Genomic DNA, 22,296 nt, shown 5'->3' on the forward strand with positions numbered 1-22,296 from the left:
CCGGTGTTCGACGTCCTCGACGAACGCCTCGCGCGCGCGGCGTGGTCGCGCATCGCGGAACCGGGCGACCAGGTCGCGGTCGCGCTCGTCGACCAGCTCGGCGCCGGTCCCGCGCTCGAGTGGCTCCACGAGGCGGCCCGTGACCCGGCCGGTGCGCGCCGCGCGCTGGTCCGGCTCGCGGACGACGGCGCGCCTCCGGCCCGGGAAGGACCCACGAGCCTGCCTGCGGTCGATCCTGCTCCCGACGCGTGCGAGAACGGGATCGGCCCGGTGGCGCGCTCGACCGACCCGGGAGTGACCGCGCGCGACCCGGTGGGCCGGTCGACCGACGCACGCGTGGCGGAGCACGACCCGCGCGCCCGGTCGGTGGCACGGCTCCTGCGCGCCGTCGGGCGGTGGGCGCCGCGCCTCGACGGGCTGGACCCCCGCCGTGAGCTGCGCGTGCTCGATCGCCTCGGCGGCACGTTCGTCGTGCCGGGCGACGACCGGTGGCCGTCCGGCCTCGACGACCTCGGCCCCGTGCGCCCGCTCGCGCTGTGGGTGCGAGGGCGCGCGGGGGTGCAGGACCTCGCCGCGCGCTCGGTCGCGGTGGTCGGCGCCCGTGCCTGCACCGACTACGGCCGCCACGTGACGGGTGAGATCGCGGCGGGGCTCGTGGCGCGGGGCTTCACCGTCGTGTCCGGCGGTGCGTACGGGATCGACGCGGCGGCGCACCGGGCGGCGATCCTCTCCGGCGGACCGACGGTCGCGTTCCTCGCGGGCGGCGTGGACCGGTTCTACCCGGCCGGGAACGTCGACCTGCTCCGCTCGGTCGTCGAGGCGGGCGGCGCGGTCGTCTCGGAGGTCCCGCCCGGATCGGTCCCGAGCCGGGTGCGGTTCCTCCTGCGCAACCGGCTGATCGCGGCGTTCGCGAGCGCGACGGTCGTCGTCGAGGCGGCCTGGCGCTCGGGCTCGCTCAGCACGGCGTCGCGCGCCGCGGAGCTCTCGCGGCCGGTGGGTGCCGTGCCCGGGCCCGTGACGTCGATGGCGTCGACCGGGTGCCACCGGCTGCTGCGCGACGGTGTGGCGGTGTGCGTCACCGACGCGGACGAGGTCGTCGAGCTGGCGGGCGACCTCGCGCGGGACGCGGCACCGGCCGCACCCGCCCCGAGCTCGTGGCGTGCGGCGCACTCCGCCCCGTACGACGACCTGGACCCTGTCGAGACACGTACCTGGGACGCGCTCCCGCTGCGCGCCGGAGCCACGACCGAGGCGATGGCTCGCGCCGCCGGTCTTGCCGTGGCGGACGTGGTCGGTGCGCTGGGGAGGCTCGAGGCCCGCGGCCTCGCCGAGCGGGCGCCTGTCGGCTGGCGGCGGGTGCGTGAGCCATGAGCCGCGCGCCTCGCTCCGCGTCTGTCGTGCCTCGCGCCGCCTCGTGCCTCGCCCCGCCTCGTGCCTCGTGCCTCGCGCCTCGTGCCTCGCGCCGCGCGGCGCCTCGCGGGCAGACTGTCGCAGGCGGTGAGCCGTGAGCCACGGGTGGTGAGCAGTGCACGGTGGGCGGAGCGCCTCCGCGGGCCCGGGCCCGCCGCGCGCGAGACTGGGGGAGTGACACGAGCCGACCGCACCGAGGAACGTGCCGCGGACGAGCGCACCGCGGCACCCGGCGTCGCGCTGCCCGAGGCGATGCGTGCCGCGCTCGCGGACTTCGCGGTGCACCTCGAGGTGGCGCAGGGGACGTCGGCGCACACGGTCCGCGCCTACACCGGCGACGTCGAGTCGCTGCTGCGGCACGCCGTCCGCCACGGTGCGTCGGTGCCTCGTGACGTCGACCTCGCCGCGCTGCGTGCGTGGCTCACCACGCAGTCGGAGCGCGGGCTGGCCCGCGCGACCCTCGCCCGACGTGGTGCGGCGGCGCGGGCGTTCTTCGACTGGGCGCGGCGCACCGGACGCGTCGACTCCGACCCGGCGGCGCGGCTCGCGAGCCCGCGCGTGCCCCGCACCCTGCCGACCGTCCTCGCGGTCGACGCGGCGGCGCGCATGCTCGACGCCGCACGCGACTCCGCTGTCGAGGGCGAGCCGGCCCGGCTGCGCGAGTGGGCCGCCGTCGAGCTCCTCTACGGGGCGGGGATCCGCGTCGGCGAGCTCGCGGGGGTCGACGTCGACGACGTGGACCTCGCGCAGCGCGTGGTGCGCGTGCTCGGGAAGGGCGACAAGGAGCGCGTCGTGCCGTTCGGCGTGCCGGCGGCGCGCGCGGTGACCCGCTGGCTCGACGTGGGGCGGCCCGCCCTCGTCACCGCGCGCTCGGGCCCCGCGCTCTTGCTGGGCGACCGCGGCGGACGCTGGGGGCAGCGGCAGGTCCGCGAGGCGGTGCACCGCCTCGCGGCGGCCGCGGGCGTCGACGACGTCGCTCCGCACGACCTGCGGCACAGCGCCGCGACGCACCTCCTCGCGGGAGGCTCGGACCTGCGCAGCGTGCAGGAGATCCTCGGGCACTCCTCGCTCGCGACGACGCAGCGCTACACGCACGTGACCGCGGAGCGGCTGCGCAGCTCGTTCGAGCAGGCGTTCCCGCGCGCCTGAGCGCGTCCTCGTCGGGCCCCGGTCGGCCGTCGCCGAGGGAGAGCGGAACGACCGGGGTTCCCGCGCGCGTGAGCGCGTCGTCGCGGACGGCCCGGTCAGCCCTCGCCGAGGGGCAGCAGCACGACCGGGGGGCGGTCGCCGAGGAGAGCCAGCGGGTCGAGGTAGCGCTCGCCGCGCCGCACGCCCCAGTGCACGCACGTGGCGGCGCAGTGGCTCCCCGGGGCGCTCTCCGCGGGCTGCACGGTGCCGAGCGCGGAGCCGGGCGCGACGCGCTCGCCGCGCCCGACGGACGCCGTCACCGGCTCGAGCGAGGTGCGCAGGCCGTCGTCGTGCAGGATCACGACCACGTCGCGGCCCGCCACGGCCCCGGCGAACGACACCACGCCGGGAGCAGGCGAGAGGACGGTCTCGGCGGGGGCAGCCGCGAGGTCGACGCCGCGGTGTCCTGGCAGCCAGTCGTGCTCGGGCGGGTCGAACGGTGCGAGCACGCCCAGGTCGGCGACGTCCCGGTCGAGCGGGGGGACCCACCCGGTCGAGGCGGCTCCCTGGCCGACGTCGGGAGTCGTCGCCGCCCCGGCGACGGGCGTGCCGAGGGCGACGAGCACGCCGAGCGCCAGGACAGCCCCCCGGAGCCGGGCACGACGTCGGGTGGCGCGGCCGGGCGGGAGGCCGACCGGGCGGCCCTGCGGGCGCCCGGCGCCACCGCCCCGCGGCCGATCGGGCGGACGCGCGGGGAGACGGCCGGACGCGCGGTCGGACCGTCCGTCGGCGGCACGGACCGCCCGTCGAGCGGACGAGCGGGCGGACGGGGCACGGGCGTGGTCGACGGTCACGGCGCCAGCGTGCCGGAGGAGCGCGAGCAGGCGCGGGCGCGGCGGCCTCGGCTGTGGACGAGCGGTCCGCGCGAGCGCGCACGACGGCGGCTGTGGTCGGCCCTGCCGTCGGGTAGACTTGCCGCTGCGACCGGCGCGTTCGCCGTGCCCGGCCCGAGGGAACCACCTCGGCCGAGGACGGAGCCGGTCGACTTCGCGCGTCACGTCCTCGCCCTCGTCTCCCGGTCCGTCCGGGTCCGGGCGGGGCCGCGTCCGGCGTCGGTCCTGCTCGCACCGTCCACGGTGCGCCGCAGGCGTCGGCACGGGTGGCGCCAGGGGTGCGACCACCAGGGTCGTCACCGACAACCGCACCGCGGCCCGTCCTACGGGAGGGGCCGCCAGAAGCGTGCGCGCACCGGGTGGATCCCGGGCCGCACGGCGAAAGGACGTGTCATGGCCGTCGTGACCATGCGCCAGCTCCTCGAGAGCGGTGTCCACTTCGGGCACCAGACCCGCCGTTGGAACCCGAAGATGAAGCGCTTCATCTTCACCGAGCGCAACGGCATCTACATCGTCGACCTCCAGCAGTCGCTGTCGTACATCGACCGCGCGTACGAGTTCGTCAAGGAGACCGTCGCGCACGGCGGCTCCATCCTCTTCGTCGGCACCAAGAAGCAGGCTCAGGAGCCCGTGGCCGAGCAGGCCGCGCGCGTCGGGATGCCCTACGTGAACCACCGCTGGCTCGGCGGCATGCTCACCAACTTCACCACGGTGCACAAGCGTCTCCAGCGCCTCAAGGAGCTCGAGGAGATCGACTTCGACGACGTCGCCGGCTCGGCGCTCACGAAGAAGGAGCTCCTCGTCCTGCGTCGCGAGAAGGACAAGCTCGCCCGCACGCTCGGCGGCATCCGCGACATGGCGAAGGTCCCCTCCGCCGTGTGGATCGTCGACACGAACAAGGAGCACCTCGCGGTCGACGAGGCGCGCAAGCTCCACATCCCGATCGTCGCGATCCTCGACACCAACTGCGACCCCGACGTCGTGGACTACAAGATCCCGGGCAACGACGACGCGATCCGCTCCGTGACGCTGCTCACGCGTGTCATCGCGGACGCCGTCGCCGAGGGTCTGCTCCAGCGTCACTCGGGCCGCTCGGGCGCCGAGGCCGAGGCGGGCGCCTCCGCCGAGCCGCTGGCCGAGTGGGAGCGCGAGCTCCTCGCCGGCGCCGAGCAGCAGCTCGAGGCGGACGAGAAGGCCGCCGAGGCGAACGTCGAGGCCGCCGCGGCCGAGGGCGTGGCCGAGGCTGCCGCCGAGGTCGCCGCCGAGGAGCCGGGTGACGCCACCGCCGAGGTCGTCGAGGAGGCCGCCGCCGAGGCTGCCGTCGTCGCGGACGCCGAGGCCGTGGTCGCCGACGCCGAGGCCGACGAGACCAAGTGACGTCCCGGGGGGGGGGGGGGGGGGGGGGGGGGGGGGGGGGGGGGGGGACGGNCCCACCCCCCCTCCCCCCCCCCCCCCCCCCCCCCCCCCCCCCCCCGTGCCGTACCACCGGCGTACCGGGCACCGACGCGGTGCCGCCAGCACGTCGCTTGTGACGAAGTACCCGTGACGAACCACGAGTGAGGAACCATCATGGCGAACTACACCGCCGCTGACATCAAGGCCCTGCGCGAGCGCACCGGCGCCGGCATGCTCGACGTCAAGAAGGCTCTCGACGAGGCGGGCGGCGACGCGGACAAGGCGCTCGAGATCATCCGTGTCAAGGGTCTGAAGGGCGTCGCCAAGCGCGAGGGCCGCTCGACCTCCGAGGGCCTCGTCGCCGTCGACATCCGCGACACCGAGGGTGGCCAGGTCGCGACGCTCATCGAGCTGAACTCCGAGACGGACTTCGTCGCGAAGAACGACACGTTCATCTCCCTCGCGGACCGCGTGCTCAAGGCCGCGGCCGAGGCCGGTGCGCGCGACGCGGACGCGGCGCTCGCCGCGGACGCGGACGGCGAGACCGTCCAGCAGGTCATCGACAACCAGGCCGCGACGCTCGGCGAGAAGATCGTCCTGCGCCGCGTGACCCGCGTCGCGGGCGAGCGCGTCACCGCGTACCTGCACCGCACCGCGCGCGACCTGCCGCCGTCGATCGGCGTCGTCGTCGCCACGGACGCCGCGGGCGAGGCCGTCGCGAAGGACGTCGCGCAGCACGTCGCCGCGATGTCCCCGACCTACCTCTCGCGCGACGAGGTCCCGGCCGAGACGGTCGAGAACGAGCGCCGCATCGCCGAGGAGACCTCGCGCAACGAGGGCAAGCCGGAGGCCGCGCTGCCGAAGATCGTCGAGGGTCGTCTCAACGGCTTCTTCAAGGACGTCGTCCTCGTCGACCAGCCGCTCGCGAAGGACCCGAAGAAGACGGTCGGCCAGGTCGTCTCCGAGGCCGGCGGCACCATCACGGAGTTCGTGCGCTACCGCGTCGGCGCCTGACGCCCCCGTCGGCCCGGCCCCGTCGTCTCGTGGACGGCGGGTCCGGGCCGACCGCGCACCCGGGCCCGGCCCGGGCGCGCGACGACCGCCGACGTGCCGCACCATCAGGTGGACGACGGCGGAGCAGGACCACCCCGCCCCACCGGGCCAGGACGAAGGACAGGTGTCGACAGTGACGGCAGGCGAGCAGACCGAGCCCCGGACGGGGACCGAGCACCGGCGGGTGCTCCTCAAGCTGTCGGGCGAGACGTTCGGCGGCGGGCAGATCGGCCTCGCGCCCGACGTCGTCCAGCGCGTCGCCCAGGAGATCGCGGCCGCGGTCGAGCAGGGCGTCCAGGTCGCCATCGTGGTCGGTGGCGGCAACTTCTTCCGCGGGGCGGAGCTCTCCCAGCGCGGGCTCGACCGCGCCCGTGCCGACTACATGGGCATGCTGGGCACGGTGATGAACTGCCTCGCGCTCCAGGACTTCCTCGAGCAGGCGGGGGTGAAGACGCGCGTGCAGACCGCCATCGCGATGGGCCAGGTCGCCGAGCCCTACATCCCGCTGCGCGCGATCCGGCACCTCGAGAAGGGCCGCGTCGTCATCTTCGGCGCCGGTGCCGGGATGCCGTACTTCTCGACCGACACGGTCTCCGTGCAGCGCGCCCTCGAGACGCACTGCCAGGAGGTCCTCATGGGCAAGAACGGCGTCGACGGCGTCTACACGGCGGACCCGCGCACGGACCCCTCGGCCACCAAGCTCGACCACCTCACCTACACCGACGCGCTCGTCAACGACCTCGGGGTCATGGACGCGACGGCGCTGAGCCTGTGCCGGGACAACGACGTGCGCATGCGCGTGTTCGGCATGAGCGAGCCGGGGAACGTCACGCGCGCCCTGGTCGGCGAGAATATTGGCACACTGGTCACGACCGACTGACACCGGTGCGACCAGGCCGGTGATCCCGGCCACGACCGCACGGACCGACCCACGACGAACGACGAAGGAGCACTGGTGATCGACGAGACCCTCCTCGAGGCCGAGGAGAAGATGGACAAGGCCGTCGAGGTGGCCAAGGAGGACTTCGCCGCGATCCGCACGGGCCGTGCGAACGCCGCGATGTTCAACAAGATCACGGTCGACTACTACGGCGCCCCGACCCCGCTGCAGCAGCTCGCGTCCTTCACGGTGACCGAGGCGCGCACGATCCTCGTCTCCCCGTTCGACAAGAGCTCGATGACCGCGGTGGAGAAGGCGCTGCGCGACTCCGACCTCGGGGTGAACCCCTCGAACGACGGCAACGTCATCCGGGTCGTGCTGCCCGCCCTCACCGAGGAGCGCCGTCGTGACTTCGTGAAGCTCGCGAAGTCGAAGGCGGAGGACTCGCGCGTCGCGATCCGCAACGTCCGCCGTCGGGCGAAGGAGGAGCTGGACCGCATCGCGCGCGACGGCGAGGCCGGCGAGGACGAGGTCGGGCGCGCCGAGAAGGAGCTCGAGGGCCTCACGAAGACGCACGTCGACCAGGTCGACGCGCTGCTCGCGGGCAAGGAGAGCGAGCTGCTCGAGGTCTGAGCACCTCGTTCGGCGAGCTCCTCCACGCACCGATGACCGATACCTCCTCGACGGCCGCAGGCGAAGGCACCACCGCGGCGCGCGCACCCAAGGCGGGCCGCAACCTCCCCGTGGCGATCGCGGTGGGCCTCGGCCTGCTCGCGCTCGTCGCGGTCAGCCTCGCCTTCCGGCCCGAGCTCTTCGTGCTGCTCGCGACCGTCGCGGTGGGCGCGGCGCTGTGGGAGCTCGCCCAGGCGTTCCGGCGCCGCGACCTGCACCTCCCGCTGCTCCCGCTCCTCGTGGGCACGGTCGGCATCCTCGTCTCCTCGTACTACTCGGGGCCCGAGGCGCTGCTCGTCTCCTTCATGCTCACCGTGGCGGGGGCGGTGGTGTGGCGCGTGATCGACGGGTCGGGCACGGCCGCCGTGCGCGACGCCGCCGCCGCGACCTTCGCGGCGGCGTACCTGCCGTTCATGGCGGGCTTCGTCATGCTCATGCTGGCCGCGCCGGACGGTCGGGTGCGCGTCCTGCTGTTCATCCTGCTCGCGGTCGCGAACGACGTCGGCGGGTACGTCGCGGGCGTCCTGTTCGGGCGGCACCCGCTCGCCCCGTCCGTGAGCCCGAAGAAGTCGTGGGAGGGGCTCGCGGGGTCGTTCGTCCTCGCGACCGCCGTCGGGGTCGTCGGCGCGGTCGTGGGGCTCGGCGCGAGCCCGCTGCTCGGCGTCGCGCTGGGCGTCCTGGCCCCGCTCACGGCGACGATCGGTGACCTCGCCGAGTCCATGGTCAAGCGGGACCTAGAATTGAAGGACATGGGGTCGCTCCTGCCCGGCCACGGAGGCATCCTCGACCGGCTCGACTCCATGCTCCTCACCGCCCCGTTCGTGTACGTGCTGCTCGCCCTGGCCGTCTGACGGCCCGGCTCACGGCGCGGCGCACCCGTCCGCACCGCCCCCCACGCTTGGACCTCCTCATGACCGTCCGTTCCGTCCGCCCGTCCGCGGAGTCGAAGCCGCTGCCGCTCGTCATGTCGGCCCCGCGCCGCGGCAAGCCGCCGCGCCACTTCGCCGACCTCGCGCCCGAGGAGGTGCGGGACGTCGTCGTCGAGCTCGGGGAGAAGCCGTTCCGCGCCAAGCAGCTCGCGACGCACTACTACGCGCACCTCACGCGGGACCCCGAGGCGATGACGGACCTGCCGAAGGCGACGCGCGACGTGCTCGCCGAGGCGCTCTTCCCGCCGCTGCTCACGGCGGCGCGGCGCATGGAGGCCGACGGCGGCACGACCGTGAAGACGCTGTGGCACCTCTTCGACGGCGCCAAGGTCGAGTCGGTCCTCATGCGCTACCCGCAGCGCTCGACCCTGTGCGTGTCGAGCCAGGCGGGCTGCGGCATGGCGTGCCCGTTCTGCGCGACCGGCCAGCTCGGCCTGACCCGCAACCTCTCGGTCGCGGAGATCGTCGAGCAGGTGCGCTCCGCGGCCCGGTCGCTCGCGGACGGCGAGATCCCCGGCGGCCCGACGCGCCTCAACAACCTCGTGTTCATGGGCATGGGCGAGCCGCTCGCGAACTACAAGGCCGTCATGGGCACGGTGCGCCGTCTGGTCGCCCCCGCGCCCGACGGGCTCGGGATGTCGGCACGCAACATCACGGTGTCGACGGTCGGGCTCGTGCCCGCGATGCGCAAGCTCGCCGACGAGGGGATCCCGGTGACCCTCGCGCTGTCGCTGCACGCCCCGGACGACGACCTGCGCAGCGAGCTCGTGCCGATCAACACCCGGTGGAGCGTCGACGAGACCCTCGACGCGGCCCGGCACTACTTCGAGGTCACGGGCCGCCGCGTGAGCATCGAGTACGCGCTCATCAAGGACATGAACGACCACGCGTGGCGTGCCGACCTCCTGGGCGAGAAGCTCGACGCGCGCGGCCGCGGCTGGGTCCACGTCAACCCCATCCCGCTCAACCCGACGCCCGGATCGATCTGGACGGCCAGCGACCCTGCCGTCGAGGCGGAGTTCGTGGCACGATTGCGCGGTCACGGGATCCCGACGACGATCCGTGACACCCGCGGCAGCGACATCGACGGCGCCTGCGGGCAGCTCGCTGCAGAGGAGGACGAGTGAGTTCGCTGTTCACCACGGTGTCGAAGACCCGGAACGGGTACGACCCCGAGGAGGTCGACGACTTCTTCGAGCACGCTCGTGACGTCTACGAGGGCCGGGTGTCGGAGCGGCTCACGAGCACCGAGATCCAGGCGTCGGTCTTCGACCTGGTCCGTGGCGGCTACGACACGCACGAGGTCGACGCCGCCCTCGACCGGCTCGAGGGCGCGTTCATCGCGCGCCAGCGGGCCGAGTACGTCGCGGCGCACGGGCAGCAGGCGTGGATGAACGCGCTCGCGGAGCGCGCGCGGACGCTCTACGGGCGACTCGGTCGCCCGGACGGCGAGAAGTTCGCGCTCGCGGAGCGCGGCAAGCCCGCCTACGACATCGACGACGTCGACGACCTGTGCGACCGGCTCGTCGCCTACTTCGACCGCCAGGTGCCGATCACGGCGGCCGAGATCCGGTCCGCGACGTTCGGCCGGGCGCGCGGGCGCGACGGCTACGCGGAGGGCCCGGTCGACGCGTTCTTCGCGCGCGCCATCGAGGTGCTGCTCGGCGTCGAGTGACGACGCCCCGCCCCGCGTGAGCCTCGATCCCCGGACGACGTCGAGCCGTCTGCTGCGGCGCGCGGTCGCGTCGCTGGCGGCGTTCAACGCCCGCCACCCCTGGAACCACAACGAGCACTTCCACGGCTGGGTCCTGCAGCGCGTGCCGCACGACGCCCGCGTCGTGCTCGACGTCGGCTGCGGCGCCGGCGTGCTCCTGGGACGGCTGCGGGCCCGGGTCGCCGAGGTGCACGGGATCGACGCCGACGCGGGCATGGTCGCCCAGGCCCGGGCGAGGCACTCTGCCGACCCCGCCGTGACGGTGCGCCGGTTCCGGTTCGACGACGTCCGCTCGCCCGACGACGTCCGCTCGCCGGGCGCGTCCGGCCCGCCCGGGCCGGGGGCCGGTGCCCCGGAGCACCGCGGGTACGACGCGGTGACGATGGTCGCGGTGCTGCACCACCTCGACCCGGACGAGGCGCTCCGGCACGCGCGGCACCTCCTCGCGCCGGGCGGCCGGCTGCTCGTCGTGGGGCTCGCGCGGGTCGCCACGCCCACGGACCTCGCGGTCGACGTCGTGTCCGCGCTGCTCAACCCGCTCGTGGGCCTCGTGAAGCACCCCCACCGAGCGCGGCAGGGCGACGCCGGGACGGACGCCCCGGGCATGCCGGTCCGGGACCCACGGCACTCCGTCGACGAGATCAGGCGCACGGCCCGGGCGCTGCTGCCGGGCGTCCGTCTGCGCCGCCGCCTGTTCTTCCGGTACACGCTCGAGTGGACCGCCCCGCGCTGACCTGAGGCCGCGACCGGCGAGGTGCCCGCGCACCGCCGGCGGCCTGGAAGGATGGGAGCCATGCCCGACAGTCCCGCACGCACCCCCCGCACCGTGACGATCCTCGGCTCGACCGGGTCGATCGGCACGCAGGCGATCGACGTCGTCCGGGCCCACCCCGACCGGTTCCGGGTCGAGGCGCTCTCGGCGGGCGGCGGCGACGTGGACCTGCTGGCGCGCCAGGCGGCCGACCTGGGCGTGCGCACGGTCGGGGTGGCGGACGCGACCCGCGCGAAGGCCCTCGGCGAGGCGCTCACGGCGACCTATGCCGGCCGCGGGGACGCCCCCGAGGTGCTCGCCGGGCCCGACGCCGCCGCCGAGCTCGCGGGGCGGGGGAGCGACGTCGTCCTCAACGGGGTCACGGGGTCGGTGGGACTCGGCCCGACGCTCGCCGCGCTGCAGGCCGGGTCGACGCTCGCGCTCGCGAACAAGGAGTCGCTCGTCGCCGGAGGAGCGCTCGTCCGCGCGGCCCAGCAGCGCCCGGACCAGATCGTCCCGGTGGACTCCGAGCACTCGGCCATCGCCCAGTGCCTGCGGTCGGGGACGCGACCGGAGGTGCGCCGGCTGATCCTCACGGCCTCGGGCGGCCCGTTCCGCGGCTGGGAGGCCGACGCGGTCAAGGCAGCGACCGTCGACCAGGCGCTCGCGCACCCGACCTGGGCCATGGGTCCGGTCGTCACGGTGAACTCCGCGAGCCTCATGAACAAGGGCCTCGAGCTCATCGAGGCGCACCTGCTCTTCGACGTCCCGGCCGACGACATCACGGTCGTCGTGCACCCGCAGTCCGTCGTGCACTCGATGGTCGAGTTCGTCGACGGCTCGACGATCGGGCAGGCGTCGCCGCCCGACATGCGCCTGCCCATCGCGCTCGGGCTCTCGTGGCCCGAGCGGCTCGACCCGGTGACCCCGCCGTGCGACTGGTCCGCCGCGACGTCGTGGACGTTCGAGCCGCTCGACGACACGGCGTTCCCCGCGGTGAACCTCGCGCGTGCGGCCGTGGCGGCGAGCGCCACGCACCCCGCGGTGTACAACGCGGCCAACGAGGAGGCCGTCGCGGCGTTCCTCAGCGGACGCGCAGGTTTCGGTGACATCGTGGCGACGGTCGAGCGCGTGCTCGCGGCGCACGACGGAACCCCCGCGCACGCGCTGACGTTGGAGCACGTGGCGGACGCCGAGGCGTGGGCGCGCACGCGCGCGCACGAGGTGCTGGACCGCCGGTGACGAGCAACCGTCGGGGCGGGAGGGCCGCCCGGGACGTCGAGAGGGAGCAGAGGGAACGATGGCCACGCTGATCGGCATCCTGGTGATCGTGGTCGGGATCGTCGTCTCGATCGCGCTGCACGAGGTCGGCCACATGGTGCCCGCGAAGAAGTTCGGCGTCCGCGTGAGCCAGTACATGGTCGGGTTCGGCCCGACACTGTGGTCGCGGACCAAGGGCGAGACCGAGTACGGGCTCAAGGCGATCCCGCTCGGCGGCTACGTGCGCCTCGTGGGCATGTATCCGCCCGCGCCCGCGGGGGCGCGTCCCCGCGGCGGCGGGTTCTTCTCCCAGGTCGTGGCCGACGCGCGGGACGCCAGCACGGAGGAGATCCGGCCGGGCGAGGAGCACCGCGCGTTCTACAACCTCTCCGCACCCAAGAAGGTCGTCGTCATGCTCGGCGGCCCCTTCATGAACCTCCTCATCGCGTTCGTCCTCATGGCGATCGTGTGCGTCGGCATCGGCCTGCCCGCGATCACGACCACGGTCGGCTCGGTGAACGCGTGCGTCCCGTCCGCCGTGACGGACGAGGAGCAGGAGTGCGCCGCCGGCGCCGACCCCTCGCCGGCCGCCGCCGCGGGGCTCCAGCCGGGCGACACGATCGTGGCGTTCGACGGCGAGGACGTCACCTCGTGGGACCAGCTCTCCGGCATGATCCGCGGCGCCGCCGGGCAGGCGACGCCCGTCGTCGTCGAGCGCGACGGCGAGCAGGTCGACCTCACCATCACGCCCGTCGACGTGGAGCGCCAGGTCGTGGCCGAGGACGGGACGCCCGTCGTCGACGACGACGGCGAGCCGGTCACGAAGCCCGCCGGATTCGTCGGGTTCGCGCCGACCGTCGAGCGCGCGCCCGCCGGGATCGGCGTGGCCGCGGAGGCCACGTGGCAGCAGGTGAGCGGCACGGCGGGCATCATCGTCACCCTGCCGGTCAAGGTCTACGAGGCCGCCCAGGCCGCGTTCACCGACGCGCCCCGCGGGCAGGACTCCGTGATGAGCGTCGTCGGGGTCGGCCGCGTCGCGGTGGACGTCGCGGGCGCGGAGAGCCCGGTGCTCGACCGCGTCGTCACGATGCTGCTGCTGCTCGCCGCGCTCAACGTCGCGCTGTTCGTCTTCAACCTCATCCCGCTCCTGCCGCTCGACGGCGGGCACGTGGTCAACGCGCTGTACGAGGGCGCCAAGCGCACCGTCGCGCGCGTCCGCGGCCGCCCGCGCCCGGGGCCGGCCGACCTGGCGCGGATGATGCCGGTCGCGTACGTGATGTTCGTGGTCCTCGTCGGCGTCGGCGCGCTGCTGATCCTCGCCGACATCATCGACCCCGTCCGCCTCACGTAGCCGTGAGCGGCGTCGCGACCGCGGTCCCGCCCCGGGCCGCGCGCGAGGTAGAGCGTTCGGTCGCGAGGTAGCAACCGACGACGTCTACCTCGCGACCGGAGGCCCTACCTCGGCGGGAGGCGTGCGTGGAGGTGCCGCGAAGATGTGCGGGACCGCGCGGGAAGGTGACGTCTCGGACAGCCGGCGGTGCCCCGTTCGACGCTCGCCGGGGGATACTAGGGGCGTGAGCGTACCCATCAGTCTCGGAATGCCTGCCGCGCCGCCGCCGGTCCTCGCGCCGCGCCGCAAGAGCCGCAAGATCAAGGTCGGCAAGGTGGACGTCGGCGGCGACGCGCCGATCAGCGTCCAGTCCATGACGACGACGCCGACGACGGACATCAACGCCACCCTCCAGCAGATCGCGGAGCTCACGGCGTCGGGCTGCGACATCGTGCGCGTCGCGGTGCCGAGCGCCGACGACGCGCTCGCGCTGCCGGCGATCGCGAAGAAGTCGCAGATCCCGGTGATCGCGGACATCCACTTCCAGCCCAAGTACGTGTTCGCCGCGATCGACGCGGGCTGCGCCGCGGTGCGCGTGAACCCGGGCAACATCCGCAAGTTCGACGACCAGGTCAAGGAGATCGCGAAGGCGGCGTCCGACGCGGGCGTGTCGCTGCGCATCGGCGTGAACGCCGGGTCCCTCGACCCGCGCCTGCTCGCGAAGTACGGCAAGGCGACGCCCGAGGCCCTGGTCGAGTCGGCCGTGTGGGAGGCGTCGCTGTTCGAGGAGCACGGCTTCCACGACTTCAAGATCTCGGTGAAGCACAACGACCCGGTCGTCATGGTGCGGGCGTACGAGCTGCTCGCGGAGGCGGGGGACTGGCCGCTGCACCTCGGCGTGACCGAGGCCGGACCGGCGTTCCAGGGCACGATCAAGTCGGCCACGGCGTTCGGCGCGCTGCTGAGCAAGGGCATCGGCGACACGATCCGCGTCTCGCTCTCCGCGCCCCCGGTCGAGGAGGTCAAGGTCGGCAACCAGATCCTCCAGGCGCTCAACCTGCGCCCCCGCAAGCTCGAGATCGTCTCCTGCCCGTCGTGCGGCCGCGCCCAGGTGGACGTGTACACGCTCGCGGAGAAGGTCACGGCCGGGCTCGAGGGCATGGAGGTGCCCCTGCGCGTCGCCGTCATGGGCTGCGTCGTCAACGGCCCGGGCGAGGCGCGCGAGGCGGACCTCGGCGTCGCGTCGGGCAACGGCAAGGGGCAGATCTTCGTCAAGGGCGAGGTCGTCAAGACGGTCCCCGAGTCGCTCATCGTCGAGACCCTCATCGAGGAGGCGCTGCGCATCGCGGAGACCATGACGCCGGAGAACGACGCGCAGGCCGGCCCGCCGGTCGTCACGGTCGGCTGACCCCCTCGTGAGCCGCTGGCGCCCGTCCGTCCCGGCACTGCGGCCACGGGCGCGCGCCGGGTCGGGCGACGACGCGACCGAGCGGGCCCGCGTGCTCGCCGACGCGGACGTCCCCGAGGCGCTCGCGGTGTGCGCGGGCGACCCGGTCGCCTCGACGCTCGCCGCGGCACGGCTCGCCGTCGCCCAGCACGCCGGCCTGCACGCCGCGGGCGGCCAGGCGTGGGGCTTCCCCGCCGTCGGCCCGCTCGAGGCGGTGTGCTGGGCCGGGGCGAACCTCGTGCCGGTCGTGCCGGCGTCGCTCGACCCCGACCGGGCCCGCACGGCGGTCGCCGCGTTCGCCGGGCTCGCGCGGCACGCCGGGCGACGGTCGTCGTCGGTCGTGGGCGAGCGCGACGCCGCGCTGGCGCTGTGGGAGCTGCTCGCCCCGCACTGGCCGGCGCCGCGCGAGATCCGGGCGAACCAGCCGTCGCTCGCGATCGACCGCGACCCGGACGTCGAGCCCGACCCGCACGTGCGCCGCTCCGTCCCGGCGGAGGTCCCCGTCGTGCTCCCTGCGTGCGTGCGGATGTTCACCGAGGAGGTCGGCTACTCGCCGGTCGAGGGCGGGGGCCGCGCGTACGAGGAGCGCGTCCGCTCGCTCGTGCTCGCGGGCCGGTCCTTCGTCCGCATGGCCGCGGAGCCCGGCCGCTCCCCGCACGTCGTCTTCAAGGCGGAGCTCGGCGCGGTCGCGCCGCACGTGGCGCAGGTGCAGGGCGTGTGGGTCGACCCGCGGTACCGCGGGCAGGGTCTCGCCGCCCCGGGGATGGCCGCCGTGGTGCGCCTCGCGCGCGAGCTCGGGCCCGCGGACGCGGCGCGCGGTGCGGCACCTCCCGTGGTGTCGCTGTACGTCAACGACTACAACGCGCCCGCGCTCGCGACGTACCGCCGGGTCGGGTTCGAGCGGGTCGGCACCTACGCGACCGTGCTGTTCTGACGGCGCCCGCCCCGGGCCGCGCGGCCTGCCCCCGGTCGCTCACTTGAGCAGGCGCGACATCCGCCGGTCGGCGAGGATCTGACCCCCGGTCTGGCACGTCGGGCAGTACTGGAGGCTGCGGTCGGCGAAGCTCACCTCGCGCACGGTGTCGCCGCACACGGGGCAGGGCAGACCCGTGCGCCCGTGCACGCGCATCCCCGCGCGCTTGGCGTCCTTGAGCTCGGCGGCCGGCTTGCCCGACGCCGCCGCCACGGCCTCCGCGAGCACCTCGCCCACGGCGGCGTGCACGCGGGCGACCTCGTCGGGCGTGAACGAGCGCGTGAGCTTGAACGGGCTCGTGCGCGCCGCGTGCAGGATGTCGTCGGAGTAGGCGTTCCCGATCCCCGCGATCGACGACTGGTCGCGCAGCAGCCCCTTGACCTGCTGGTTGCGCGCCGCCATGAGCTCGCCCAGCGCCGCGGGGGTGAAGGCCGGGTCGAGCGGTTCGACGCCCAGGGTCTCGATCGCCCGGATCTCCTCCGGGTGCCGCACGACGTGCACCGCGAGCCGCTTGCGCGTCCCGGCCTCCGTGAGGTCGAACCCGGAGCCGTCGTCGAACCGCACGCGCAGCGCGAGCACCGCGGCCTTCCCGCCGCCGCTGCCGCCGAGACGCGGGCGGACGGGCGTCGTCGGCGCCTTCTCGGACCAGCGCAGCCACCCGCCCCGGGCGAGGTGGAACACGAGGTGGACCTCGGCGTCGGGCCCGGGCGCACCGGTGCCGTCGCCGGCCTCGGCGAGCACGAGGTCGAGCCACTTGCCGTGCCGGCGGGCGCCCGTGACGACCCGGCCCACGAGCGCCGTGACGGGCGGGTCGAACGTCTTGAGCGCGGCGATCTGCGCGACGTCCGCGGCCACGACGGTGCGGCCGGTCGCGCGGTCGTCGAGGAACCGGACGAGGGCCTCGACCTCGGGCAGCTCGGGCATGGGGACATCCTCCCCGCCGGTAGGGTGGGGCGCATGTCTTCCGTCACGTCCGGCGCGCCCGCCGCGGCCTCCACCCGCGTCCGGGGCGCCGACCTCCTGCGCCTGTCCACCCTGTTCGTCCGGACGCTGCGCGAGGACCCGGCCGACGCCGAGGTCGCGAGCCACCGGCTCCTCGTGCGCGCGGGCTACATCCGTCGCGCCGCCCCCGGCATCTACACCTGGCTCCCGCTCGGCCTGCGCGTGCTGCGCAAGGTCGAGGACGTGGTCCGCGAGGAGATGGCGGCCGCGGGCGCGCAGGAGGTGCACTTCCCGGCGCTGCTGCCCAAGGAGCCGTACGAGGCGACGGGCCGCTGGACGGAGTACGGGCCGAACATCTTCCGCCTCAAGGACCGCAAGGACGGCGACTACCTCCTCGCGCCCACCCACGAGGAGATGTTCACGCTCCTCGTCAAGGACCTGTACTCGTCGTACAAGGACCTGCCGCTGACGATCTACCAGATCCAGACGAAGTACCGCGACGAGGCGCGCCCCCGCGCGGGCCTCATCCGCGGCCGCGAGTTCGTCATGAAGGACGCGTACTCGTTCGACACGACGGACGAGGGCCTCGAGCGCTCGTACGAGGCGCAGCGCGCGGCCTACCGGCGCATCTTCGACCGGCTCGGGCTCGAGTACGTCATCGTCGCGGCGACGTCCGGCGCCATGGGGGGCTCGCGCTCCGAGGAGTTCCTCACCCCGACCGCGATCGGCGAGGACACGTTCGTGCGCTCGCCCGGGGGGTACGCCGCGAACGTCGAGGCCGTCGTCACGCCGGTGCCCGAGGCGGTCGACTACGCCGACGCCCCGGCCGCGCACGTCGAGGACACGCCTGACACCCCGACCATCGCCTCGCTCGTCGAGCTCGCGAACGCCCGCTACCCCCGCGCGGACCGCGCATGGACGGCGGCCGACACGCTGAAGAACGTCGTGCTCGCGCTCACGCACCCGGACGGCCGCCGCGAGGTCGTCGTCGTCGGGCTGCCGGGCGACCGCGAGGTCGACCTCAAGCGCGTCGGCGCCGCGTTCGAGCCCGCCGAGGTCGAGCCGGCCACCGACGCGGACTTCGCCGCCCACCCCGAGCTCGTCAAGGGCTACATCGGCCCGCAGGTGCTCGGCCCGAACGCCCCCCGCGAGGCGCCCGCGGACGGCGACGCGTCCGACGCGTCGGCGGGGGAGACCCCCGAGCGGCACTCGGTGCGGTACCTCCTGGACCCGCGCGTCGTCGCGGGCACGCGCTGGATCACCGGCGCGAACGCGCCCGGCCGCCACGTGTTCGACCTCGTCGCCGAGCGCGACTTCGCCGCCGACGGCACGGTCGAGGCCGCGGAGGTGCGCGCGGGCGACCTCGCGCCCGACGGCTCGGGCCCGCTCGAGCTCGCGCGCGGCATCGAGATCGGCCACATCTTCGCGCTCGGCCGCAAGTACGCCCAGGCCCTCGGGCTCACGGTGCTCGACGAGAACGGCAAGCAGGTCGTCGTGACGATGGGCTCCTACGGCATCGGCGTCACCCGCGTCCTCGCGGCGCTCGCGGAGGCGAACCACGACGACGCCGGGCTCGCGTGGCCCGCCCACGTCGCGCCCGCGCACGTGCACGTCGTCGCCACGGGCAAGGACGCGAGCGTGTTCGAGGAGGCCGAGCGCCTCGCGACCGAGCTCGCCGGCCGCGGCGTCGAGGTGATCTACGACGACCGGCCCAAGGTCTCGCCCGGCGTGAAGTTCAAGGACGCCGAGCTCCTCGGCGTGCCGCTGCTGCTCGTCGTGGGCCGCGGCCTGGCCGACGGCGTCGTCGAGGTCCGCCCGCGCGCGGGCGAGGCGGCGCAGGTCGCGGTCGCGGACGCCGTCGAGCACGTCGCCGACCGGGTCGCCGAGCTTCTCGGCTGATCCATCGCGCCGCAGCGCCCCGGTCCGGTCTCCCGGGCCGGGGCGTCCTGCTGTGCCCACGGCAGCTCGCGGGCGCGGTGTGCCGAAGCGGCGCGCTGCGCGCCGGAGCCGTGCGGAGGTCGTGGGCGGGGCGGTGCGTCGGGCAGGTGCGGCGTCTGGGCCGGTGCGCCCGGCGTGCGCGCTCAGCCCGCCGTCTGCTCCGGCAGGCCCGGGAACGCCACGGGCGCCTCGCCCCACGCGACGGCGGCCGCCCACGCGTCCGCGAGCAGCGCGACGGCCTCGGCCCGGGACGTCGGGGCCGCCGCGGCGACGAGGCTCGCGTACGTGCGCGCGAGCCCCGACTCGACCTGGCGCGCGAGGGCTGCCGCGTCCGTGTCGTCGGGCAGCGCGTAGGCGACGCGACGCGGGTCCTGCGGCGTCCCGTCGGTGCCGGCGGCGAGGGCCCAGCCCTGCGCGCGGGCGCGGTGCTGGGCGGCGCGCGCGACCGCGGCGGTGCGCACGTCGCCCTCCGACTGCGCGGCGCGCACCTCGTAGCCGTACCCGGCGGCGTCCTCCGACTCGACGAGCGTCGCGAGGTCGGCGGCGCCGACCCCGCCGGGCGCCTCGTCGACGGGCGGCGGCTCGGCGAGCCCTGCCGCGGCCGTCGAGCCCGTGGCCGCGGCGAGCCGCTGCGCCGAGACGTGCTCCGAGGCGGCGACCGACGCGAGGAGCCGCGCGAGCCGGGCGTCCGGCGAGGCGTCGGCCGCCGCGCCCGTGCGCTCGGCCGCGCCCACGAGCGCGGTGACGACGTCGTCCGTCGTCGCGGTGCCAGGAGCGGGCGCGCCCGCCGCGTCGGTGCCCGCCGCGTCGGTGCCCGCCGCGTCGGTGCCCGCCGCGTCGGTGCCGGTTCCTGCGGTGCCCGGGTCAGACGCCGTCCCGTCCGTGCCGGGCGTGGTGGTGCCTGCCCCCGGGGTGCCGGTCTCGGTGGTGCCGGACCCGGCGCCGCTCTCGGGCTCCGCGGGGTGCTCCAGGCCCGAGTCGTAGACGCCGCCGAGCGCGTCGACGTGCTGCTCGGCGAACGCGGCGGCCTCGCCCAGCACGGCGAGCGCGGCCGGGTCGGTCACCCGGGGCGTGACGTCCGCCACCAGCGCGGCGACCGCGAGCGCGTCGTCGACGGCCCCGGAACGGAGCACCTCGACCGTGTCGGGGGAGGGCTCCGTGGGCGGCGGCGTGTCCAGCCGGACGCCGCACCCGGCCGCCAGGACGCCCGTCGCGAGCACCGTCACGGCCGCGAGCAGACGGCCGGCACGGGCCGCGGGACGGGTCCGCCGGGCTCGGGGGGCGGCGTCGGCCGCGGTCGCGTGGGGAGTCATCGGGGGCGATGATGTCACGTCCGGGGCTCGCGAGTCGTTAGGCTGGTCCCCGTTCCGACGTCCCGCGAGCCGGGGGTCGGAGCACCCGAGACAACAACACACCGGTCGTCTGGCGTACCCGGCGTGGGACACGGACAGGAGCTGAGTCATGGCAGGGCAGGCGGGCGGTCAGTCCGGCAGAGGGTCCGGAGGCGACGCGGCGGCGCACGCGCTCCGGGAGAGCGTCCGCGAGGCGGTCGAGCCCGCGGTCCGCGACGCCGGGCTCCACCTCGAGGACGTCACGGTGTCGCGCGCGGGTGCCCGTTCGGTGGTGCGCGTCGTGCTGGACCTCCCCGACGACGTCGAGGGCAACCTCGACCTGGACGCGGTGGCCGAGGCCACGCGCCCGATCTCCGCGGCGCTGGACACGGTGGACCCGCTCCACGGCGCGTACACGCTCGAGGTCTCCACGCCCGGCACCGACCGTCCGCTCACCGAGCCGCGCCACTTCCGGCGCGCCCGCGGCCGCCTCGTGCGGCTCGTCCTGGCCGACGGCGGCACGCTCGAGGGCCGGCTCCGCTCCGGCTCGGCGATCGAGAACGAGCTGGTCCTCGACGTCCCCGGCGCCCGCGGCGCGGTGACGGAGCGTGTGGTGCCGCTCGCCGACGTCGTGCGCGGCGAGGTGCAGGTCGAGCTCAAGCGCGCCCTCGAGGCGGACCTGCCCGAGCTCGACGGCGCCGCCGACGAGACGACCGACCACGACGAGGAGGCCTGACGATGGACGTGGACATGAGCGCGCTGCGCCTGCTGGAGCGCGAGCGGGACATCAGCCTCGACGTGCTCGTCGCGGCGATCGAGCAGGCCCTGCTCTCGGCGTACCACCGCACCCCCGACGCGTACACCCGCGCGCGCGTCGAGCTCGACCGCAAGTCGGGCCACGTGACGGTGTGGGCGCGCGAGGAGCTGCCCGCTCCCGAGACCGACGACGAGGACGCTCCGCGCGGCCCCGTCGAGTACGGTCCCGAGTTCGACCACACGCCCGCCGACTTCGGCCGCATCGCGACCTCGACCGCACGCCAGGTCATCGTCCAGCGCCTGCGCGACGCGGAGGACGACCAGATCCTCGGCACGTTCCGCGGCAAGGAGGGCGAGGTCCTCGCGGGCGTCATCCAGCAGGGCCGCGACCCGCGCGTCGTGCTCGTGGACGTGGGCGGCGCGGAGGCCGTGCTCCCGCCGCACGAGCAGGTGCCCACGGAGGAGTACGTGCACGGCGAGCGTCTGCGCGCCTACGTGCTCGAGGTCGCCCGGGGAATGAAGGGCGCGCAGATCACGTTGAGCCGCACGCACCCCAACCTGGTCCGCAAGCTCTTCGAGCTCGAGGTCCCGGAGGTGGCCGACGGCTCCGTGGAGATCACGGCCATCGCGCGCGAGGCGGGGCACCGCACCAAGGTCGCCGTCCGCTCGCGCGTCCCGGGGCTCGGCGCGAAGGGCGCGTGCATCGGGCCCATGGGCTCGCGCGTGCGCGCGGTCATGGCGGAGCTCCACGGCGAGAAGATCGACATCGTGGACCACAGCGACGACCCGGCCCAGTTCGTGGCCAACGCGCTGTCCCCGGCGCGTGTGTCGTCGGTCACGGTGGTCGACGAGGTGGCACGCGCCGCGCGCGTCGTCGTCCCGGACTTCCAGCTCTCCCTCGCGATCGGCAAGGAGGGGCAGAACGCCCGCCTGGCCGCGAAGCTCACGGGGTGGCGCATCGACATCCGCTCGGACGAGGGCGGAGCCGCGGCCGAGGGGCCCGATGGTGCTGCTCCCGCAGGTCCCCGCGCTGCCGACCGGTAGCCGCGAGGCGTGGGACGGTCACGGATGACGGACCGGCGCGGTAGACTGTCATCGACCGGGCCGCGAGCCCGCACCTCGACCATGCCCCCGGACTCCACGACCCGCCCCGTTCCCACGGGATCGGGTCCGGTCCGCACGTGCGTCGGGTGCAGGCAGCGCGACCTGCGGTCAGCTCTTCTCCGTCTGGTCCTCGACCGGTCCGGCGTGGGCACCGACGAGCCACGGCTCGTGGTGGACGCCGGGCGGTCGCTGCCGGGTCGCGGTGCGTGGCTCCACGCGTCGGCCCGGTGCCTCGAGACGGCGGAACGCCGGCGGGCCGTCCCGCGGGCCCTGCGTGTCGCCGGGCCCCTCGACCTCGCCGCGGTCCGCGCCGCGATCGAGGCCCGTCCGGGAGAGCACCTCTGAGCCATGCGTCACGACCCCGTCCGTACGGGGCCGCCAGCACGACAC

The 22,296-nt window shown here is 75.1% G+C and carries 21 protein-coding genes; 18 read left to right on the top strand and 3 right to left on the bottom strand.

The annotated features are described in order from the left end of the window. Positions 1-3: 3 nt before the first annotated feature. Positions 4-1,371, top strand: coding sequence for a DNA-processing protein DprA (gene dprA / locus AC3WT4_RS09635; protein ID WP_492315336.1), 1,368 nt, complete (start codon positions 4-6; stop codon positions 1,369-1,371). A gap of 291 nt (positions 1,372-1,662) precedes the next feature. After that, complete coding sequence (locus AC3WT4_RS09640; protein ID WP_400110160.1) at positions 1,663-2,559, top strand: tyrosine recombinase XerC; 897 nt, start codon at positions 1,663-1,665, stop codon at positions 2,557-2,559. A 95-nt stretch (positions 2,560-2,654) separates the two neighbouring features. Here the strand turns inward: AC3WT4_RS09640 and AC3WT4_RS09645 are convergent, their stop codons facing one another. Beyond that, a complete protein-coding gene (locus AC3WT4_RS09645; RefSeq protein WP_492315337.1) occupies positions 2,655-3,164 on the bottom strand; it encodes a peptidoglycan DD-metalloendopeptidase family protein in 510 nt (169 codons plus the stop codon). Positions 3,165-3,824: 660 nt separating this feature from the next. On the opposite strand from AC3WT4_RS09645, the gene rpsB reads away from it, so the two are divergent. The 12 genes from rpsB (at position 3,825) to AC3WT4_RS09705 (ending at position 15,796) form a co-directional block, all read left to right on the top strand. Then, positions 3,825-4,808 (top strand): 30S ribosomal protein S2, encoded by a 984-nt coding sequence (rpsB, locus tag AC3WT4_RS09650; protein WP_034652460.1) that lies wholly within the window; start codon positions 3,825-3,827, stop codon positions 4,806-4,808. Between the two features lie 192 nt (positions 4,809-5,000). Further along, entirely contained in the window at positions 5,001-5,840 is an 840-nt protein-coding gene (gene tsf, locus AC3WT4_RS09655; protein ID WP_034652463.1) for a translation elongation factor Ts, read from the top strand. Between the two features lie 163 nt (positions 5,841-6,003). Continuing rightward, positions 6,004-6,759 carry a UMP kinase gene (gene pyrH / locus AC3WT4_RS09660; protein ID WP_031315725.1) on the top strand — a complete coding sequence of 252 codons (756 nt, stop codon included), beginning with the start codon at positions 6,004-6,006 and terminating at the stop codon, positions 6,757-6,759. A 75-nt stretch (positions 6,760-6,834) separates the two neighbouring features. Then, positions 6,835-7,392, top strand: a complete 558-nt coding sequence (gene frr, locus AC3WT4_RS09665) for a ribosome recycling factor (RefSeq protein WP_074809986.1) — start codon at positions 6,835-6,837, stop codon at positions 7,390-7,392. 32 nt (positions 7,393-7,424) lie between these two features. Beyond that, positions 7,425-8,282, top strand: coding sequence for a phosphatidate cytidylyltransferase (locus AC3WT4_RS09670; protein WP_492315338.1), 858 nt, complete (start codon positions 7,425-7,427; stop codon positions 8,280-8,282). A 59-nt stretch (positions 8,283-8,341) separates the two neighbouring features. Then, positions 8,342-9,487, top strand: a complete 1,146-nt coding sequence (rlmN, locus tag AC3WT4_RS09675) for a dual-specificity RNA methyltransferase RlmN (protein ID WP_074809987.1) — start codon at positions 8,342-8,344, stop codon at positions 9,485-9,487. After that, on the top strand, positions 9,484-10,035 hold the full coding sequence (locus AC3WT4_RS09680; RefSeq protein WP_021482018.1) for a DivIVA domain-containing protein: 552 nt from the start codon (positions 9,484-9,486) through the stop codon (positions 10,033-10,035). The genes rlmN and AC3WT4_RS09680 overlap by 4 nt, the downstream gene beginning before the upstream one ends. 16 nt (positions 10,036-10,051) lie before the next feature. Continuing rightward, on the top strand, positions 10,052-10,807 hold the full coding sequence (locus AC3WT4_RS09685; RefSeq protein WP_492315339.1) for a class I SAM-dependent methyltransferase: 756 nt from the start codon (positions 10,052-10,054) through the stop codon (positions 10,805-10,807). 60 nt (positions 10,808-10,867) lie between these two features. Next, on the top strand, positions 10,868-12,067 hold the full coding sequence (gene dxr, locus AC3WT4_RS09690) for a 1-deoxy-D-xylulose-5-phosphate reductoisomerase (protein WP_492315340.1): 1,200 nt from the start codon (positions 10,868-10,870) through the stop codon (positions 12,065-12,067). Between the two features lie 58 nt (positions 12,068-12,125). Continuing rightward, positions 12,126-13,436, top strand: coding sequence for a M50 family metallopeptidase (locus AC3WT4_RS09695; RefSeq protein WP_492315341.1), 1,311 nt, complete (start codon positions 12,126-12,128; stop codon positions 13,434-13,436). Positions 13,437-13,683: 247 nt separating this feature from the next. Continuing rightward, positions 13,684-14,823 (top strand): flavodoxin-dependent (E)-4-hydroxy-3-methylbut-2-enyl-diphosphate synthase, encoded by a 1,140-nt coding sequence (ispG, locus tag AC3WT4_RS09700; RefSeq protein WP_021482273.1) that lies wholly within the window; start codon positions 13,684-13,686, stop codon positions 14,821-14,823. Between the two features lie 7 nt (positions 14,824-14,830). Beyond that, positions 14,831-15,796, top strand: coding sequence for a GNAT family N-acetyltransferase (locus AC3WT4_RS09705; protein ID WP_492315342.1), 966 nt, complete (start codon positions 14,831-14,833; stop codon positions 15,794-15,796). A gap of 39 nt (positions 15,797-15,835) precedes the next feature. On the opposite strand, the gene AC3WT4_RS09710 is transcribed toward AC3WT4_RS09705, so the two are convergent. Further along, the gene (locus AC3WT4_RS09710) at positions 15,836-16,759 is read right to left on the bottom strand and encodes an Fpg/Nei family DNA glycosylase (RefSeq protein WP_492315343.1); all 924 of its coding nucleotides are present in this window, start codon (positions 16,757-16,759) and stop codon (positions 15,836-15,838) included. Between the two features lie 33 nt (positions 16,760-16,792). Here AC3WT4_RS09710 and AC3WT4_RS09715 point away from each other — a divergent pair, with 33 nt between their 5' ends. Continuing rightward, positions 16,793-18,676, top strand: coding sequence for a proline--tRNA ligase (locus AC3WT4_RS09715; RefSeq protein ID WP_492315344.1), 1,884 nt, complete (start codon positions 16,793-16,795; stop codon positions 18,674-18,676). A 182-nt stretch (positions 18,677-18,858) separates the two neighbouring features. On the opposite strand, the gene AC3WT4_RS09720 is transcribed toward AC3WT4_RS09715, so the two are convergent. Further along, entirely contained in the window at positions 18,859-20,028 is a 1,170-nt protein-coding gene (locus AC3WT4_RS09720) for a DUF4439 domain-containing protein (protein WP_492315345.1), read from the bottom strand. A 148-nt stretch (positions 20,029-20,176) separates the two neighbouring features. Here AC3WT4_RS09720 and rimP point away from each other — a divergent pair, with 148 nt between their 5' ends. The 3 genes from rimP (at position 20,177) to AC3WT4_RS09735 (ending at position 22,251) form a co-directional block, all read left to right on the top strand. Next, positions 20,177-20,782 carry a ribosome maturation factor RimP gene (rimP, locus tag AC3WT4_RS09725; RefSeq protein ID WP_074809993.1) on the top strand — a complete coding sequence of 202 codons (606 nt, stop codon included), beginning with the start codon at positions 20,177-20,179 and terminating at the stop codon, positions 20,780-20,782. A 2-nt stretch (positions 20,783-20,784) separates the two neighbouring features. After that, positions 20,785-21,846 carry a transcription termination factor NusA gene (nusA, locus tag AC3WT4_RS09730; protein WP_492315346.1) on the top strand — a complete coding sequence of 354 codons (1,062 nt, stop codon included), beginning with the start codon at positions 20,785-20,787 and terminating at the stop codon, positions 21,844-21,846. An 81-nt stretch (positions 21,847-21,927) separates the two neighbouring features. Next, positions 21,928-22,251 (top strand): YlxR family protein, encoded by a 324-nt coding sequence (locus AC3WT4_RS09735; RefSeq protein ID WP_257418918.1) that lies wholly within the window; start codon positions 21,928-21,930, stop codon positions 22,249-22,251. The last annotated feature ends 45 nt before the right edge of the window (positions 22,252-22,296 follow it).

The organism is Cellulosimicrobium sp. EB106-03-01-XG111, assembly GCF_058792115.1.

Excerpts from the sequence above, each read along its gene's own strand:
- AC3WT4_RS09640 (WP_400110160.1), top strand. The coding sequence starts at position 1,663 with ATGCGTGCCGCGCTCGCGGACTTCGCGGTGCACCTCGAGGTGGCGCAG.
- rpsB (WP_034652460.1), top strand. The coding sequence starts at position 3,825 with ATGGCCGTCGTGACCATGCGCCAGCTCCTCGAGAGCGGTGTCCACTTC.
- tsf (WP_034652463.1), top strand. The coding sequence starts at position 5,001 with ATGGCGAACTACACCGCCGCTGACATCAAGGCCCTGCGCGAGCGCACC.
- AC3WT4_RS09670 (WP_492315338.1), top strand. The coding sequence starts at position 7,425 with ATGACCGATACCTCCTCGACGGCCGCAGGCGAAGGCACCACCGCGGCG.
- rlmN (WP_074809987.1), top strand. The coding sequence starts at position 8,342 with ATGACCGTCCGTTCCGTCCGCCCGTCCGCGGAGTCGAAGCCGCTGCCG.
- dxr (WP_492315340.1), top strand. The coding sequence starts at position 10,868 with ATGCCCGACAGTCCCGCACGCACCCCCCGCACCGTGACGATCCTCGGC.
- AC3WT4_RS09695 (WP_492315341.1), top strand. The coding sequence starts at position 12,126 with ATGGCCACGCTGATCGGCATCCTGGTGATCGTGGTCGGGATCGTCGTC.
- ispG (WP_021482273.1), top strand. The coding sequence starts at position 13,684 with ATGCCTGCCGCGCCGCCGCCGGTCCTCGCGCCGCGCCGCAAGAGCCGC.
- AC3WT4_RS09710 (WP_492315343.1), bottom strand. The coding sequence starts at position 16,759 with ATGCCCGAGCTGCCCGAGGTCGAGGCCCTCGTCCGGTTCCTCGACGAC.
- AC3WT4_RS09715 (WP_492315344.1), top strand. The coding sequence starts at position 16,793 with ATGTCTTCCGTCACGTCCGGCGCGCCCGCCGCGGCCTCCACCCGCGTC.
- AC3WT4_RS09720 (WP_492315345.1), bottom strand. The coding sequence starts at position 20,028 with ATGACTCCCCACGCGACCGCGGCCGACGCCGCCCCCCGAGCCCGGCGG.
- rimP (WP_074809993.1), top strand. The coding sequence starts at position 20,177 with ATGGCAGGGCAGGCGGGCGGTCAGTCCGGCAGAGGGTCCGGAGGCGAC.
- nusA (WP_492315346.1), top strand. The coding sequence starts at position 20,785 with ATGGACGTGGACATGAGCGCGCTGCGCCTGCTGGAGCGCGAGCGGGAC.
- AC3WT4_RS09735 (WP_257418918.1), top strand. The coding sequence starts at position 21,928 with ATGCCCCCGGACTCCACGACCCGCCCCGTTCCCACGGGATCGGGTCCG.